The 13,889-nt window shown below is 72.1% G+C and carries 15 protein-coding genes; 6 read left to right on the forward strand and 9 right to left on the reverse strand.

Features of this window, described 5'->3' with window-relative positions; translation table 11 throughout:
- Positions 1–33: 33 nt before the first annotated feature.
- The 3 genes from ACIPUC_RS11775 (at position 34) to ACIPUC_RS11785 (ending at position 3,641) form a co-directional block, all read left to right on the forward strand.
- On the forward strand, positions 34–2,010 hold the full coding sequence (locus tag ACIPUC_RS11775; RefSeq protein WP_446588950.1) for a helix-turn-helix domain-containing protein: 1,977 nt from the start codon (positions 34–36) through the stop codon (positions 2,008–2,010).
- A gap of 65 nt (positions 2,011–2,075) precedes the next feature.
- Positions 2,076–2,372 carry a hypothetical protein gene (locus tag ACIPUC_RS11780; RefSeq protein WP_446588952.1) on the forward strand — a complete coding sequence of 99 codons (297 nt, stop codon included), beginning with the start codon at positions 2,076–2,078 and terminating at the stop codon, positions 2,370–2,372.
- Positions 2,373–2,462: 90 nt separating this feature from the next.
- Complete coding sequence (locus ACIPUC_RS11785) at positions 2,463–3,641, forward strand: hypothetical protein (protein WP_446588954.1); 1,179 nt, start codon at positions 2,463–2,465, stop codon at positions 3,639–3,641.
- Between the two features lie 24 nt (positions 3,642–3,665).
- Here the strand turns inward: ACIPUC_RS11785 and ACIPUC_RS11790 are convergent, their stop codons facing one another.
- Complete coding sequence (locus ACIPUC_RS11790; RefSeq protein ID WP_446588956.1) at positions 3,666–4,286, reverse strand: L-threonylcarbamoyladenylate synthase; 621 nt, start codon at positions 4,284–4,286, stop codon at positions 3,666–3,668.
- A 43-nt stretch (positions 4,287–4,329) separates the two neighbouring features.
- Positions 4,330–4,560, reverse strand: a complete 231-nt coding sequence (locus ACIPUC_RS11795) for a DUF6296 family protein (protein WP_446588958.1) — start codon at positions 4,558–4,560, stop codon at positions 4,330–4,332.
- Positions 4,561–4,760: 200 nt separating this feature from the next.
- On the opposite strand from ACIPUC_RS11795, the gene ACIPUC_RS11800 reads away from it, so the two are divergent.
- Complete coding sequence (locus ACIPUC_RS11800) at positions 4,761–6,008, forward strand: MFS transporter (RefSeq protein ID WP_446588960.1); 1,248 nt, start codon at positions 4,761–4,763, stop codon at positions 6,006–6,008.
- Positions 6,009–6,115: 107 nt separating this feature from the next.
- Here the strand turns inward: ACIPUC_RS11800 and ACIPUC_RS11805 are convergent, their stop codons facing one another.
- The 5 genes from ACIPUC_RS11805 to ACIPUC_RS11825 form a co-directional block, all read right to left on the reverse strand.
- The gene (locus ACIPUC_RS11805; protein ID WP_446588961.1) at positions 6,116–7,657 is read right to left on the reverse strand and encodes a cellulase family glycosylhydrolase; all 1,542 of its coding nucleotides are present in this window, start codon (positions 7,655–7,657) and stop codon (positions 6,116–6,118) included.
- A 57-nt stretch (positions 7,658–7,714) separates the two neighbouring features.
- Positions 7,715–8,338 (reverse strand): class I SAM-dependent methyltransferase, encoded by a 624-nt coding sequence (locus ACIPUC_RS11810; protein ID WP_446588963.1) that lies wholly within the window; start codon positions 8,336–8,338, stop codon positions 7,715–7,717.
- A gap of 83 nt (positions 8,339–8,421) precedes the next feature.
- The gene (locus ACIPUC_RS11815; protein ID WP_446588965.1) at positions 8,422–8,661 is read right to left on the reverse strand and encodes a chaplin; all 240 of its coding nucleotides are present in this window, start codon (positions 8,659–8,661) and stop codon (positions 8,422–8,424) included.
- A 249-nt stretch (positions 8,662–8,910) separates the two neighbouring features.
- Entirely contained in the window at positions 8,911–9,810 is a 900-nt protein-coding gene (locus ACIPUC_RS11820) for an aminoglycoside phosphotransferase family protein (protein WP_446588967.1), read from the reverse strand.
- 75 nt (positions 9,811–9,885) lie between these two features.
- On the reverse strand, positions 9,886–10,188 hold the full coding sequence (locus ACIPUC_RS11825) for a putative quinol monooxygenase (RefSeq protein ID WP_446588969.1): 303 nt from the start codon (positions 10,186–10,188) through the stop codon (positions 9,886–9,888).
- Positions 10,189–10,342: 154 nt separating this feature from the next.
- Between ACIPUC_RS11825 and ACIPUC_RS11830 the strand changes: the two genes are divergently transcribed.
- The gene (locus tag ACIPUC_RS11830; protein ID WP_446588971.1) at positions 10,343–11,506 is read left to right on the forward strand and encodes a hypothetical protein; all 1,164 of its coding nucleotides are present in this window, start codon (positions 10,343–10,345) and stop codon (positions 11,504–11,506) included.
- A gap of 67 nt (positions 11,507–11,573) precedes the next feature.
- Positions 11,574–11,780 carry a hypothetical protein gene (locus tag ACIPUC_RS11835; protein WP_446588973.1) on the forward strand — a complete coding sequence of 69 codons (207 nt, stop codon included), beginning with the start codon at positions 11,574–11,576 and terminating at the stop codon, positions 11,778–11,780.
- Positions 11,781–11,879: 99 nt separating this feature from the next.
- Here the strand turns inward: ACIPUC_RS11835 and ACIPUC_RS11840 are convergent, their stop codons facing one another.
- A complete protein-coding gene (locus tag ACIPUC_RS11840) occupies positions 11,880–12,134 on the reverse strand; it encodes a DUF6059 family protein (RefSeq protein WP_446589693.1) in 255 nt (84 codons plus the stop codon).
- Positions 12,135–12,256: 122 nt separating this feature from the next.
- Complete coding sequence (locus ACIPUC_RS11845; protein WP_446588975.1) at positions 12,257–13,855, reverse strand: AMP-binding protein; 1,599 nt, start codon at positions 13,853–13,855, stop codon at positions 12,257–12,259.
- Positions 13,856–13,889: the final 34 nt, after the last annotated feature.

The following is a 13,889-nucleotide window of genomic DNA, read 5'->3' on the forward strand; positions in this document are numbered from 1 at the left end:
CCCCCCCCGGCCCCGCACCACGGAGAGCCCGACATGGCCACCACCGCGAAGAGCCCCGGCGACGGCGAAGCATGGACCGCTCTGCGCCGGCTCCTGGACCTGCTGGCCCAGGGCGCGCCCGCCGAACACTTCGCGCGCCCGGCCGACGCCGCCCGGCAGGCGGGCCTCACCGCCGCGCGGACGCAGGAGATAGCCGAGGCGACCGAGGTGGCGCTCGCCATCCGCCGCACGCTCAGCCAGCACCGCCGCCGCGAGGCCGAACTGGCGGCCCTCTTCGACACCGCCGGCGACCTCGCGGCGCTGCGCGACCTGGACGCCGTCCTGCGGGCCATCGTCCACCGGGCGAAACTCCTCCTCGGTACGGACGTCACCTATCTGTCCCTCAACGACGACGAGGCCGGCGACACCTACATGCGGGTGACCGACGGCTCCGGCTCCGCCGCCTTCCAGCAGGTGCGCCTGGGCATGGGGGAGGGCCTGGGCGGGCTGGTCGCCGAGACGGCCCGTCCCTACACCACCGGCGACTACCGCGACGACCCGCGGTTCAAGCACACCGCCACGATCGACAGCGCCGTCGCGGAAGAGGGGCTGCGGGCCATCCTCGGGGTCCCGCTGCGCCTGGGCACCCGCGTGATCGGCGTCCTCTACGCCGCCGACCGCACCGCCCGCACCTTCACGCCGGACGAGGTCGCCCTGCTGGCCTCGCTCGCCGACCACGCCGCCATCGCCATCGACAGCGCCCGGCTCCTGGAGGAGACCCGTACCGCCCTGGTCGACCTCAACGCGGCCTCCCAGACGATCGAGGCCCACAGCCGGGCCATGCGGCGCGCCGAGGACGCCCACGACCGGCTGACCGACCTGGTGCTGCGCGGAGCGGGCATCACCGAGGTCGCGACCGCCATCGGCGCCGTCCTGCAGGGCGGCATGCTCATCCACGACGCGGACGGAACCGAACTCGCCCGGGCGGGCGCGGACCCGCAGGCTCCGCCGCCCCAGGCCGTGGCCGCCTCCCGGGCGGGCGGTCGGGCGGTCCCGGTCCGGGGCACCTGGGTGTGCGCGGTCCTCGCCGGGCACGAACTCCTCGGCAGCATCGCCCTGACCGGCCGCCCCGACCTCGACGACGCCGACCGCAGGCTCTTCGAACGGGCCAGCGTCGTCACCGCCCTGCTGCTGCTCCTGCGCCGATCGGTCGCCGAAACGGAGGACCGGGTACGGGGCGAGCTGCTGGGCGACCTCCTCACCCGGGCCGCCGACCCCGCGGGTCTGTCGGCCCGCGCCCGCCGCCTCGGCGTGAACCTCGCCCGGCCGCACGCCGTGTTCGTCCTGCACGCGGACGCGATCCCCCGCCCGCGACTGCTGGCGGCGGCCGCCCGCACCGCGCAGGCGCGCCAGGGGCTGGCCGGACAGCACCACGACGACGTGGTCCTCATCTGCCCCTCGGACACCCCCAGTACCTGCGCGGCCTCGCTCGCCGCCGAACTCGGCCAGGCCGTGGCCGCCCCGGTCACCGTCGGGGCGGCGGGCCGCCCGGTGACCGGCCCGCCGGACTTCGCCGAGGCGCACGCGGAAGCACGCCGCTGCCTGGCCGCCCTGCAGGCCCTGGGCCACCGGGGGACCGGGGCCGCCCTCGCGGACCTGGGCTTCGTCGGCCTGCTGCTGGGCGACCAGACGGACCTGGGCGGCTACGTACGGCAGACCCTGGGCCCGCTCCTGGACTACGACGCGAAGCGCGGCACCGACCTCACCCACACCCTGCGGACCTACTTCGCGCTCGGCATGAGCCAGGCCAAGACCCGGGCCGCGCTCCACGTCCACGTCAACACGGTGGTGCAGCGCCTGGACCGCATCGGGCGGCTCCTCGGGCCGGACTGGCACCTGCCGGAGCGGGCCCTGGAACTGCAACTGGCCCTGCGCATCCACCAGGTGTCGGCGGTCGGCGGATCCGGGGGCGACGGCAACCAGTCGGTCCGGGATCGGGAAACGACCGGGAAGGTCCGGCCGACGCGCTGATACCGATTCGGTTGCGACCGCCGGCCTGCTCGTACCCGATCCGCTCGTACGGCAGTTGCAGGGTCATGGAAGCCACCACCCCAGAGACGTACGCAGTGCTCGACGGCGCGTACTGGCTCGACCCCGCCGACGGTGACTGCGCCCCCTGCGTCCACTGCGCGCTCCTGCACCGGAGCCTCGCGCCCGATGCCCCGAAGGAGCCCGGGCAGGGCGGGGCAGCCGGCCAGGAGGACCAAGACGGGCTGCTGGACCGACTCCAGACCGCCCTCACCTGCGGGAACGCAAGCAGGTTCCGGGCCGTCATGGTCAGCTGCGCGGTCGGCACCGTCATCGTGGGAGCGGCGGCGACCCTGCGTCGCTGAGCGGCGAACGGCTTTGATCGGCAAAGGGGTTGTTGCCTAGCATGTGCACGCCATACGCACCTCGCGTGCCCAGCCCGACGAAAGCACCCCATGCGCATCAAGCGGACCCTCGCCGCGACCGTTCTCCTCGCCTCCCTCACCACGCTCGCGGCCTGCGAGGACGCCGAGCCCGGACGGTCGGCGACCGTACCGCCGGGAGTCGGCGGCCCGTCGGCACCGGCGCCCGCCTCCCTCGCCGAGGCGCAGAAGTACGTCCAGCAGTACGCGTCGTGCGAGAAGATGGGTACGGAGCCGGGCGACAGCCGGCTGCCGCTGACCGACCTGACGACGGTCGGAAAGTGGTCGGTGACCGAGCGCGGCGTGTGCACCGACCGCACCGAGCACGGCGAGATCATCTTCTACATGGCCTCGGACATGAAGGAGTTCCAGGCGGGCTACAAGCAGCGCGTCATGGACAAGATCGCCGGGGGCAGCGGGTCGTACGGCCTGAACAGCCGGGTGTTCGTCGGCAAGAACTTCGCCGTCACCCCGACCGAGACCAAGACGGCCCTCGCCCTGGCCGCGTCCGAGCTGCGCGTCCTCACCTGCAACCCGACCTTCGGCGTACCCAAGGGGTACAAGAAGGAGCAGGCGCTGGTCGAGGGCTGCGTGCTCAGCGACTTCGTCGGAAGCACGGACGGCAGCGGCAGCCCGAACTTCGAGACCCCGCAGGAGGATCCGGCCGCGGCGGGCGGGGCGTCCGCGAAGCCGGGACAGCCGGCGCAGGGCAGCCTCGGCCTGCCCCGGGCGGACAGCCTCGGCGAGCTGAAGAAGCTCGTCCACCCGCACACCGTCGACTGCACGAACATGTCCACCGCTCCCGATGCCCTTGCCGTCGAGTCCATCGACTACAAGCCGGTCGTGGCGGGGGAGCAGCTCGCGTGGGGCATCAAGGAGCGCGCCGTCTGCGGGGAGATGGCGGGGGAGCGGCGGGCGCACAACCTGAACTGGCTCGACGTCGTCCGCGACATGAAGATGCTGCAGACCAAGGCGAAAACCGCCCAGCAGGCCGACCTGAAGGACGACGGCCGCCTCAAGGCCACTGCCAGCATGCTCCTGGTCGGCGAGAACATCGCCGTGGAGACCAACAACGACTCGATCCGGCACGGGCTCTACCAGCTGCAGTTCCTCGCCCTGAACTGCGAACCAGGCTTCAGCGCCCCGGCGGGCTACCGGCTGGAGAAGTCCCAGGTAGAGGGCTGCGTCCTCACCAACTACGAGCGGCGCTGACAGGGCCGGCCGGCCGGGAGGGGGCTACTCGAAGCGGGTGGTGTCGCCCGCCCCCACGCGGACGATCTCGGCCTCGCCGCCGGAGAAGTCGATGACGGTGGTGGGCCTGGTCCCGCAGTCACCCGAGTCGACGACCGCGTCCACCAGGTGCTCGAGGCGCTCCTTGATCTCCCAGCCCTGCGTCATGGGCTCGTCCTCGTCGGGCAGCAGCAGGGTGCTGGAGAGCAGGGGCTCGCCGAGTTCGGCGAGCAGCGCCTGGGTGACGGCGTGGTCGGGGATCCGTACCCCGACCGTCTTCTTCTTCGGATGCATCAGCTGACGCGGTACCTCGTTCGTCGCCCGGAGGATGAAGGTGAACGGGCCCGGCGTCGACGCCTTGATCGCACGGAACACGTCGTTGTCGATGTGCACGAACTGACCCAGCTGCGCGAAGTTCTGGCAGACGAGGGTGAAGTGGTGCCGCTCGTCGAGGTTGCGGATCGACCGGATCCGGGCCATGCCCTCACGGTTGCCCAACTGGCAGCCCAGCGCGAAGCAGGAGTCCGTGGGGTACGCGACGAGCGCGCCGGACCGGATGCTGTCGGCCACGCTGCCGATCGTGCGCGGCTGGGGGTTCTCGGGGTGCACATCGAAGTACTTCGCCATCCACCGAGACTACCCGGCCCGTGTGCCACCTGCGTCACCCGCGTCACTCGGGCAGCGGGCGGGCCTGGACGCCGTGGGCGGGCACCTGCTGGCTGCTCGACGGGAGCATGCGGACTTCGCCCTGGTCGCTGATCTCCGCCTGGACGATGCCGGTCTCGTCCCAGTAGACGGGGTGTCCGCCGGGGCCGGTGCGCTCCGTACGGCTCACCACCACCACGTCCTGGCCTTCCTCGGTGCCGTCGGGGAACACCAGCTCGTACCGCTCCGCGTGCATGTCGTTCCCTCCGGCCGGTCACGGTCTGGCAGCTGCGGACGGCAGGCCGCCCGCCGTTTCATCATGCGGGCCGTGCGCCGGGACCGCATCGCCGTCGATCACGGAGGGTGACACCGGCGCGAGAGGGGCGACGTGGTGCTAGAATGCACGCGTTGGCCTCCGGCGAGCGCACCCCGCGCACACGTCCGAAGGCTTTTTTTATGCCTTCTTCCCCTTCCGGGCCCATCGCGCCCACCGCCCCCGCCACCGGATACCGCGAACTGCTGCGCAACGGCGAGTTCGCCGGTCTGTACGCCGGCTTCACCCTGACGGTCGCCGCGACCACCCTCTCGGGCTTCGCACTCGGCACCATCGTCAACCAGCAGACCCACTCGCCGTTCCTGACGGCCGTGAGCATGTACGGCGCCACGTTCGCGACGGTACTGGGCGCCCTGACCCTGATGTCCGTCGCGGACGGGAAACGTCCGCGGCGCACCCTGGTCGTGCTCCAGTTCCTCGCGCTGGCGGGTGTCGCCGCCCAGGCCGTACCCGGCCTGCCCCTGGCCGTCCGGTTCGCGCTGCTGCTGGTCCTCGGGTTCTTCCAGTCCCTGGGAACCGGTACCCGGATGGGGCTGCTCGCCGAGGTGGTGCCCGGATCCGCCTACGCCCTGGCCCGCTCCCTGATGAACATCACCGCGGGCGGCACGGCGATCCTCGGCTACGCGACCGGCGCCGTGCTGCTGCGGTTCCTGACCCCGCAGGGGGTCTTCGTCTTCGCCGCCGTCCTGACCGCACTCGCACTGGCCGTGGTGGCGGCCACCGTACGGGAGCACTCGATCCGCCTCACCCGCCGACCCGGGCTGCGCCAGACCTGGACCACCAACGCCGCGCTCCTCTCCGACCCCGCCCGACGCCTGCTCCTGGTGAACCTGTGGGTCCCCAACGGCCTGGTCGTCGGCTGCGAGGCGTTGTTCATCTCCTACGATCCGGCCCACGCCGGGACCTTCCTCGCCGCCGGATCGGCGGGCATGCTCCTCGGAGACCTGGCCGTCGGCCGTCTGCTCACCGCCGGCCGGCGCCGCCGCTGCGCCTTCGCCCTGCGGCTGCTGCTCGCCGTTCCGTTCCTGCTCTTCGCGCTCCACCCGCCGGTCGCGCTCGCGGCGGTCGCGGTGTTCCTCGCCGGAGCCGGGTTCGCGGCCACCCTGCCCCTGCAGGAGCGGCTGCTCGAGTTGACTCCCGACCCGGTCCGGGGGCAGGTCCAGGGCGTGGAGTCGGCCGGCCGGATGACCTGGCAGGGCATCGGCGCCGCGATCGCGGGCGGCGTCGCCCAGTACCTGGGCCCCGCTACCGCGATCACCGTCGTCGCCGCCGCCTCCGTGGTGGTGACGCTGGTCTGCGCCGACGGCAGCATGCGTCGCGCCGCGGTTCACACCGCGGAGCCGGGGCCGGCCTCCGCCTCTTCGTCGTAGCGCAGTGACGTAGCGCTCGAAGAGGCCCGCGTGCGCGATCGGCGGGCCCCGCCCGGGACACGCGCGCCGGGCGGGGCCGTGGGACAAGGGGGACGGCTGCTGGACCGTCAGCCGGTGGGGAAGGTGTCCGCGGTACGGATGCGGTCGCGGATCCAGACGCCGGCCGGCTTGAGCGAACCGGTCCCGGCCCACGGGCCGTTGCTGCCGCAGGTGCCCGTCTTGAACACCGCGCCGGTGCGGTTGTCGTCGGAGAAGTTCCAGTTGGTCCAGCTGATCTTCTTGGCCGCCATCAGGTCGAGGTACTTCTGCGACATGGTGAAGTCGTCGCTGCCCTCGCCCGCGTAGTTCTGGGTGCCGAACTCCGTGACGAACACGGGGATCCGGTCGGCGGCGCGGGAGAGGGTGTCGAGGTACTCCTCGCGGTGCGAGTACGCGTAGAAGTGGAACGTGTACATGATGTTGGACGCGTTCACCGGGTTGTCGACGACCTCGGTCTCGTCGGCGCCGTCGGAGACGCCGAGGGAGGACCAGGCGCGGGTGCCCACGAGGACCGGGGCGTCGGAGTCGATGGTCCGGATGACCGGGATGATCTGCTCCGCGTAGCTCTTGACCGAGGCCCAGCCCACACCGTTCGGCTCGTTGGCGATCTCGTAGAAGATGTTGTTCTTGCCCTTGTGGCGGTTGGCGATCGCGGTGAAGAAGGTCTTGGCCCGGGCCAGGTTGTAGTTCGGGTCGCCCGGGTCGAGCATGTGCCAGTCGACGATCACGTACAAGCCCCGGGCCGTCGCCTGCTCGATGAGCGAGTGGGCGAGGTCGGTGAACTTCTGCGGGTCGGTCTCGTAGCCCTCCTCCTGGACGTACGTGGAGACGCGCAGTACGTCGGCGTTCCAGTCCTTCGCGAGGGCGTCGAGGGAACCGCTGGTGAGGCACTGCGCGTACCACTGGGTTCCGTGGGTGCTCATGCCGCGCAGCTGGACGGGCTTGCCGTACTGGTTGCAGAGCTTGGTGCCGCAGACGGCGAGCCGGCCGTTGACGGCGACCGGGGTGGTGCCCGGCACGGGCGGGGTGGTTCCGGCGTCGACCGTGAGGTGGTCGACGTTGGGTCCGCCGTTGGCGGTGGTGGCCGTGGCCCGGATGGTATTGGCGCCGGCCTTGAGGGCGGCCGTCAGGCCGGTGGTGGACCAGGAGGTCCAGGCCCCAGTGCCGTTGAACGCCTTGTTCGAGGCGACGGCCGTGCCGTTGACCGTGATGGTCATCGGCCGGTTGGCGGTGGTGCCGTTGGCGTAGCGCAGGTTGAGGGTGGCGGTGGCGGACTGGGCGGCGTTGACGGTCCACTCGATGTAACTGCCGCTGACGTTGTCGTAGTTGACGAACCCGCTGCCGGTGAAGCCGGTGTGGTTGGACTCGGCCGCGCCGCGGGAGATGACGGCGCCCTCCGCCTCGTGGGTGGCGGGGGCGGCTGCCGCGCCCGAGGCGCCGGGGGCGGCGGTGAGGCCTATGAGCAGTGCACTGATGAGGGTTCCGGCTCCCGCGAGGGAACGCAGCCGAACACGTGGGGGTCTCACGGTGTCTCCATCCCGTTGACGATCCGACGATCGTAAGGAAACTTTCCTAATGGAATGGAATAGCAGCGTCCGGCCTCGCGGCACAAGACCCCGTGCACTCAATCCGCGTACGCGGACGTGGAATTGGCTCCGCCCTGCCGTTCACGGGGATAGGGCGATCCCCAGGGAGTCCGCGGCCAGCACTCTGGGTGCGCCCTTCTCGTAGAAGACGTCGAGCACCGTGATCCGGAACCCGGCCGCGGTCAGCATGTCGGCGGGCTGCCGGGTGAGGTGGCACCCGCCCAAGAGGCGCTTGTTCAGAGGCTCGAGCCGCCGCTGCCAGCGGCGTACGCCCTCGTCCCCTTCCGGGGCCCGCCCGTGTTCCACGAAGTGCAGGGTCCCCCCGGGCTTGAGGACGCGCCGCACCTCGCGCAGGGCCGCGGCGGCATCGGGGATGGTGCACAGCGTCCAGGTGGACAGGGCGGAGTCGAAGGTGTCGTCCTCGAAGGGCAGTGACTGGCCGTCGAGCCCGGCACGCCGTACCGGCACGCGCGCCGCCCTGACCCGGTCGGCGGCGATCCGCCAGCCGAGATCGGACGGCTCGATCGCGGCCACGCCGGTGACGGCCGGGGGATAGAAGGGCACGTTGTGGCCCGTACCGAAGCCGATCTCCACGACCTCGCCCGTCAGGCCCGCGCAGACCCTGCGCCTGAGCGGTTCGGCCGTCTTGACCCCGCAGGCGGCGTTGATGATCCGGGGCAGGATCTGTGCGGAGTAGAACCCCATGTCGGCCTCCGGGGGGCTGGTCGGGCGGCCCGGCGGAGTGGTGCCGTGCCCCAACACGGCACCACCCGGGGGCAAGAGGAGTGTCAGAGGTTGACGCAGGTGTTGCCGGCGGCCGGGTTGAGCGCCCCGATGATGTTGATGGAGTTGCCGCACACGTTGATCGGGATGTGGATGGGAACCTGGACCAGGTTTCCGGAGAGAACGCCGGGGGAGCCGGCCGCAATACCCGAGGCTTCGGCGTCGGCGGACGCGACCGAGGCACCACCGAGGAGCGCGAAACCGACGGCGAGGGCCAGCCCGGCACTCTTCAGGACACGCGACATGTGAAGTCTCCTTGTACAGACTGAAAGCGCAGCCAGCTGCGCACGGCCCCGGACGGGGTCCGCATCTTGTCTTCGGCAGCCCTCACCCCCGTCGCCCGGTGATGCCCGCCGGATTCCCCCGAAGGAGTGCCCCGGGCGCTGCATTCGGCGGCACCGGAAGCCGCGGCGCTTCGCAGCCCGGCCGGTTCGGGCGTTCGCCGGTGTGCGGTTCCGGGGCTCACCCACTACACCCTGCGCCGCTGACGGGCGTCAGTCCTCGCCCAGGACCGTCCGGATCACGTGCCGGGCGTTGCGTGCCATGGCCGGGTTCGTCGTGCGGTGGTGCGGCAGGGCGATCAGCGCCTGCGAGAGCGTCCGGCCCCGGCCCCGGATCCACGTCGCGTCGTCCACGCCGAGCGCCTCGCGGAAGACTTCCCTCCCCTCGCGTGGCAGCAGGTTCCACGCCGGGAAGAGGTCGCAGGCCGGATCGCCCACTCCCGTGCACCCGAAGTCGATCACCGAGGTGAGCCTGCCGCCGTCCACCAGCAGATTGCCCGGCATCAGGTCGCCGTGCAGCCACACCGGCGGCCCGTCCCAGTCCGGGGCCCGCAGCGCGTCCTCCCACACGGCGAGCGCGGCGTCGCAGTCGATGCCCTCCTGCGGTATCCCGCGCAGGGTCTCGATCGCCGTCCTGGTCCCGGTGTCGAGCGAGGAGAGCGGCCCGCCGCGGTAGGCCTGCGGCGCGCCGGGCAGGGTGATGCCCCGCATCGCCGTCACGAACGCGGCCAGGTCCCCGGCCAGCAGCACGGGCTCGTCCAGCGCCCCTGCCTCGGGGTGCTCGCCCGTCAGCCACGCGTACACCGACCACGGCCACGGATACCCTTCGGCGGGCACCCCGACCCCGAGCACCTCGGGAATGGGTGTGGGCAGGCAGGGGGCCAGGCGGGGCAGCCACTCCCGCTCCAGGGACACGTCCTCGGCGCCGCCCTTGCGCAGCGGCAGCCGTACGGCCATCGCCTCGCCGAGCCGGTAGACGTCGTTGACGGTCCCGCCGGAGGGGAAACGCTCCACCGCCAGCCCCGCCCACTGGGGGAACTGCCCGCCGACCAGCCGCCGTACGAGATCGTCGTCGACGGGATGCCGGGCGTCAGGAATCCGTACTGTGCTCATGGTCCGCCATCCGAACCCGGCACGCCGGTGGGCGTCAAACGAGTTGTGGCGGGGGCGGTCAGACCGGCGGTGCGGTCAGGCCACGGGTTCGGCGTCGAGCCGGATGACGTCGGCGGGTCCCGCCCGGAACGCCGGGGCGGCCGCGTCGGCTTCGATCATGTGCGGGGCGGCGTCATGCGCGGCGAGCGCCGCCTGCGACGACCACCGCTCGATGAGAACGAAGCGGTCGGGGTCGCCGCTCACCTGGTGCAGGTCGTACTGCAGGCAGCCCTCTTCGGCTCGAACGACCGGTGCGAGGCGCTCGAACGCGGCGATCTGCTCCTGGCCGCGGCCCGGGAGCGTGGTGATCAGGATGACGAGGCGTATCGGCTGCGACATGCGCCGAAGCCTACGTCGGACGGGACGGGCGGTGGACGAGGGGCGGAGGTGACGGCCGTTCGCGTGGATTTGCGGAGGGTCCGAACTCGGGTGCGGGGGCCTGCCGGAATCGGGAGATACCTCTGGTCCCTCCGAACCGAGGAGAGAGAAGCGCATGAAGAACCGACTCGCACTCGCCGGATCTGCCGTGGTCGCAAGTGTCGGACTGTGCGCGGCGGCCGCGCCCGCCGTGGCGCAGGTCCCGTTGAACCTCAGCATCGGCTGCGGTGACGTCGCCGGGCTCATCACGGCCATCGGGCAGGTGAACGCGCATGCCGACGGCGGCACGGTCACCCTGGCGAAGGACTGCGCCTACCGCTTCCAGGACGACTTCGAGGACTCGGGCACCGCCCTGCCGGCCATCACCGGGAACGTCGGCATCGTCGGGCGGAACTCGACCCTGATCCGCTCCGTGCGCGAAGGCCTCCCGTACTTCCGCATCCTCGCGGTCAGCACGGGCGGCCGGCTCACCCTGAAGGGTGTCGGCGTGACCGGGGGCCACACCGAGGGGGACGGCGCGGGCATCGCCAACGCCGGAACCCTGCGGCTGGAGGCCAGCAAGGTCGTGGGCAACCAGGCGGGCGGGGACGGCGGGGGAATCGCCAACGACGGCGGCGACGTCACACTCGTCGACAGCAAGGTCCTGGTCAACGTGGCCACCTCCGCGGCGGGTGAACCCGGCGACGGCGGCGGCCTCAGCAACAGCGCGACGGGCACCCTCACGCTGAAGGAGAGCACCGTCGCCGGCAACACGGCCGACGAGGACGGCGGCGGCATCCAGAACCACGGCACGCTGACCGTCGAGCACAGCTACGTCACGAACAACGAGGCCCGTGACGACGACGGCGGCGGCATCAACAACCTCGGCACCGCGAAGATCAAGCACACCAGGATCATCGAGAACTGGGCCGGTATCGACGGCGGTGGCATCGCCAACGGTGAGGACGGGACACTGGAGGTCGAGAACTCGTTCCTCATCCGCAACAAGGCGGGCAACGACGGCGGCGCCCTCAACAACGAAGGCACGGCGACGCTGCGGAAGAGCAAGGTCGAGAGGAACTCGTCGGGCCGCGACGGCGGCGGCATCAACAACGAGCAGGTGGCAGGGGCCGACACCACGCAGCTGACGCTCGAACGCACGACCGTATCGGAGAACCGTGCGGCCGGTGCGGGCGGCGGCATCAACAACCGGGTCGGGGCCGCGGTGACCCTCACGGACAGCAAGATCGTCGAGAACCTGCCCGCGAACTGTGCCGGAACGGTCCCGGGATGCTCCTGACAGGCACGTCGCGGCAGGTGGAGCACATGGAGCTGCCACGGGCGAGGGGGAGTGGTCGGATCGGTGCATGAACGATCCGTACGCGATTGACGTCCTGGCCGTATCGGCTCCAGCCGGCCTCGCCGAGCGGCGGGCGGCCCGCCGCACGGCGGCCGCCCATGCCGCGAACGCCGAGGAGCTGGAGGTCCTCCTCGACATGCTCGGCCTCCACCCCGACCACGACGCCTCGGCCTCGGGCGGGACGGGCGCCCCCTTGCGCCCCCGGTGCCCGTAGGCCGTACGGGCCCAAGGCCCCGGGAGACTCGCGGCTCACCCGGACGAGCACCCGATGGATACGGCTCCCCGTGCGCGCCCGCCCCGGGGGAGCCGTGCCTCAGTGGACGGGGCCCGGGGCCTGGAGGTCGCGGAGCAGGGCGCGTTCGACCGGGCTGAAGGGAACATCGGGGCGCAGGCGTTCGGGGTGGCCCGGTGGCGGGCCGTCGAGCGGGAGGGGCGTCGGCTCGGGCTCGGCGGCGCGCAGCGTCTCCCCGTGCATGTGGAGGGTGCCGAAGGAGACCAGGCCGTCCCACACCACGCCCGCCCAGCGCCGTGCGAGGGAAGACCGCCGGAACCGCCTGCCGGGTCGCATGTCCACTGTTACCTCATTCGTCGGAACGATCATGCTCCGAGAGATGCTTCCGGCCCGCCCTGGGCCCCCGCTCGACATCGACTCGGGATGCGCTCGGGTCCCGCCGGAGCCGCCCGCCCCGCTCAGAGCAGGGCCAGCAGCGCCGCCCGGTCGGTCTTGCCGTTGGCGGTGGTGGGCAGGGCGGGAACCGACCTGACCTCCTGCGGCACCATGTACGCGGGCAGCGCGTCCGCGCAGAAGGCCCGGACCCGGGCGGCGTCCGGGGCGGCCGCGGCCGCGCCCCCCGTCCTCGGCTCCGGGACGACGAACGCGCACAGCACGGCTCCGTCGCCGCCGCGCTCCTCGGCGAACACCGCTGCCGCGGCCGTCCCGGGGAGTTCCAGCAGCCGGCGCTCCACCTCGCCGAGCTCGACCCGGTTGCCGCGGATCTGCACCTGCGAGTCCGTCCGCCCCTTCAGCCGGAAGGCGCCGCTCGGGTCGCGGTAGGCGAGGTCCCCGGTGCGCAGCAGCGGCTGCCCGGAGCGCGGCTCCAGCGGATCGGCCGCCAGCGCCGCACCGGTGGCCCGCGGGTCGTCCCAGTACCCGGAGAAGAGCGCGGGCGTCCGCAGCAGGATCTCCCCGGTGACGTACGGCTCGTCGACGATCCGGCCGTCGGCGTCGACCAGCAGCATCTCCGCGCCGGGGTGGGCGACACCGATGGACAGGTCCGTCTCGTCCGCGGGCAGCGGCCGGGGCACCTCGGCGAAGGAGGCGGCCATGGACTCGGTGCTCCCGTAGCAGTTGACGATCCGCAGGTCGGGCCGGATCTCCTGGATGCGGCGCAGCTGCGGCAGGGGGAACTTCTCACCGCAGAACAGGATCGTGCGCAGCGCGTCGAGTGCCACGAGCCGGTCGGCGTCGCGGCGCAGGACGGAAGTCCACAGCGACGGCACCCCGTTGACCTGGGTGACGCCCGCCTCGCGCAGCGCGGACAGGAAGCGCCGCGGCCAGCGCACCACCTCGGGCTTGAGCGGTACCACGGCGGCGCCGGCGCCCAGGGCCATGCCGAAGTTCAGCAGCGAGAAGTCGAACTGCAGGGGCGAGGTGGAGGCCACCCGGTCGTGCTGGGTGACCAGCCGCGCCGCCAGCATGCCGCGGTAGAAGGCCACGACCGCCCGGTGGCTCATCACGACGCCCTTCGGCCGCCCCGTGGTGCCCGAGGTGAAGATGATGTACGCCGGGTCGGTCACCGACCGCTCGGTGCGCCGCCGTTGCCGTGGCGCGGGCGCCCGCTCGGCGCCCACCCCGTCCGCCGTGAAGGTGGCGCTGCCCGCGCCCGCGGGCAGTTCCGTGGCAGGGGTCCCGGCATCGCGCAGGTGCAGCGCCGGATCCGTCGCGGCGACGATCGACAGCAGCCGCTCCCGCGGGGTCTGCGGGCTGACCGGGATGAAGGCGGCGCCCAGCGTGGAGCAGGCCAGCAGCGCGGCGAGGGCCGCGGCGGAGGCGTCCGCCTCCAGGACGACGCGGTCACCGACTCCGACTCCCAGCGCGGCCAGCCCGTCGGTGAGGACCTCCACCGCCGTGGCCAGTTCTCGATAGGTGGTCTCCCGTGTGCCGCTATCGGCCGGCTCGATGACGGCCGGCCGGTCGGCAAAATCCGCCGCGGCCGCCAGCAGGAATTCGTGCAGGAATTCCGCAGGTGGCGCGCCATAAGGCGGGGACAGTCGGTCGCCGTGGTTCATCCGGATCTCCCATTCGTCCTCACAGTGCGTCAAT

This window comes from Streptomyces sp. LARHCF249 (assembly GCF_052871255.1).

What these genes read in the sequence shown, in the direction of transcription:
- ACIPUC_RS11775 (WP_446588950.1), top strand. Translation starts at nt 34, where the DNA reads ATGGCCACCACCGCGAAGAGCCCCGGCGACGGCGAAGCATGGACCGCT.
- ACIPUC_RS11780 (WP_446588952.1), top strand. Translation starts at nt 2,076, where the DNA reads ATGGAAGCCACCACCCCAGAGACGTACGCAGTGCTCGACGGCGCGTAC.
- ACIPUC_RS11785 (WP_446588954.1), top strand. Translation starts at nt 2,463, where the DNA reads ATGCGCATCAAGCGGACCCTCGCCGCGACCGTTCTCCTCGCCTCCCTC.
- ACIPUC_RS11790 (WP_446588956.1), bottom strand. Translation starts at nt 4,286, where the DNA reads ATGGCGAAGTACTTCGATGTGCACCCCGAGAACCCCCAGCCGCGCACG.
- ACIPUC_RS11795 (WP_446588958.1), bottom strand. Translation starts at nt 4,560, where the DNA reads ATGCACGCGGAGCGGTACGAGCTGGTGTTCCCCGACGGCACCGAGGAA.
- ACIPUC_RS11800 (WP_446588960.1), top strand. Translation starts at nt 4,761, where the DNA reads ATGCCTTCTTCCCCTTCCGGGCCCATCGCGCCCACCGCCCCCGCCACC.
- ACIPUC_RS11810 (WP_446588963.1), bottom strand. Translation starts at nt 8,338, where the DNA reads ATGGGGTTCTACTCCGCACAGATCCTGCCCCGGATCATCAACGCCGCC.
- ACIPUC_RS11815 (WP_446588965.1), bottom strand. Translation starts at nt 8,661, where the DNA reads ATGTCGCGTGTCCTGAAGAGTGCCGGGCTGGCCCTCGCCGTCGGTTTC.
- ACIPUC_RS11820 (WP_446588967.1), bottom strand. Translation starts at nt 9,810, where the DNA reads ATGAGCACAGTACGGATTCCTGACGCCCGGCATCCCGTCGACGACGAT.
- ACIPUC_RS11825 (WP_446588969.1), bottom strand. Translation starts at nt 10,188, where the DNA reads ATGTCGCAGCCGATACGCCTCGTCATCCTGATCACCACGCTCCCGGGC.
- ACIPUC_RS11830 (WP_446588971.1), top strand. Translation starts at nt 10,343, where the DNA reads ATGAAGAACCGACTCGCACTCGCCGGATCTGCCGTGGTCGCAAGTGTC.
- ACIPUC_RS11835 (WP_446588973.1), top strand. Translation starts at nt 11,574, where the DNA reads ATGAACGATCCGTACGCGATTGACGTCCTGGCCGTATCGGCTCCAGCC.
- ACIPUC_RS11840 (WP_446589693.1), bottom strand. Translation starts at nt 12,134, where the DNA reads ATGCGACCCGGCAGGCGGTTCCGGCGGTCTTCCCTCGCACGGCGCTGG.
- ACIPUC_RS11845 (WP_446588975.1), bottom strand. Translation starts at nt 13,855, where the DNA reads ATGAACCACGGCGACCGACTGTCCCCGCCTTATGGCGCGCCACCTGCG.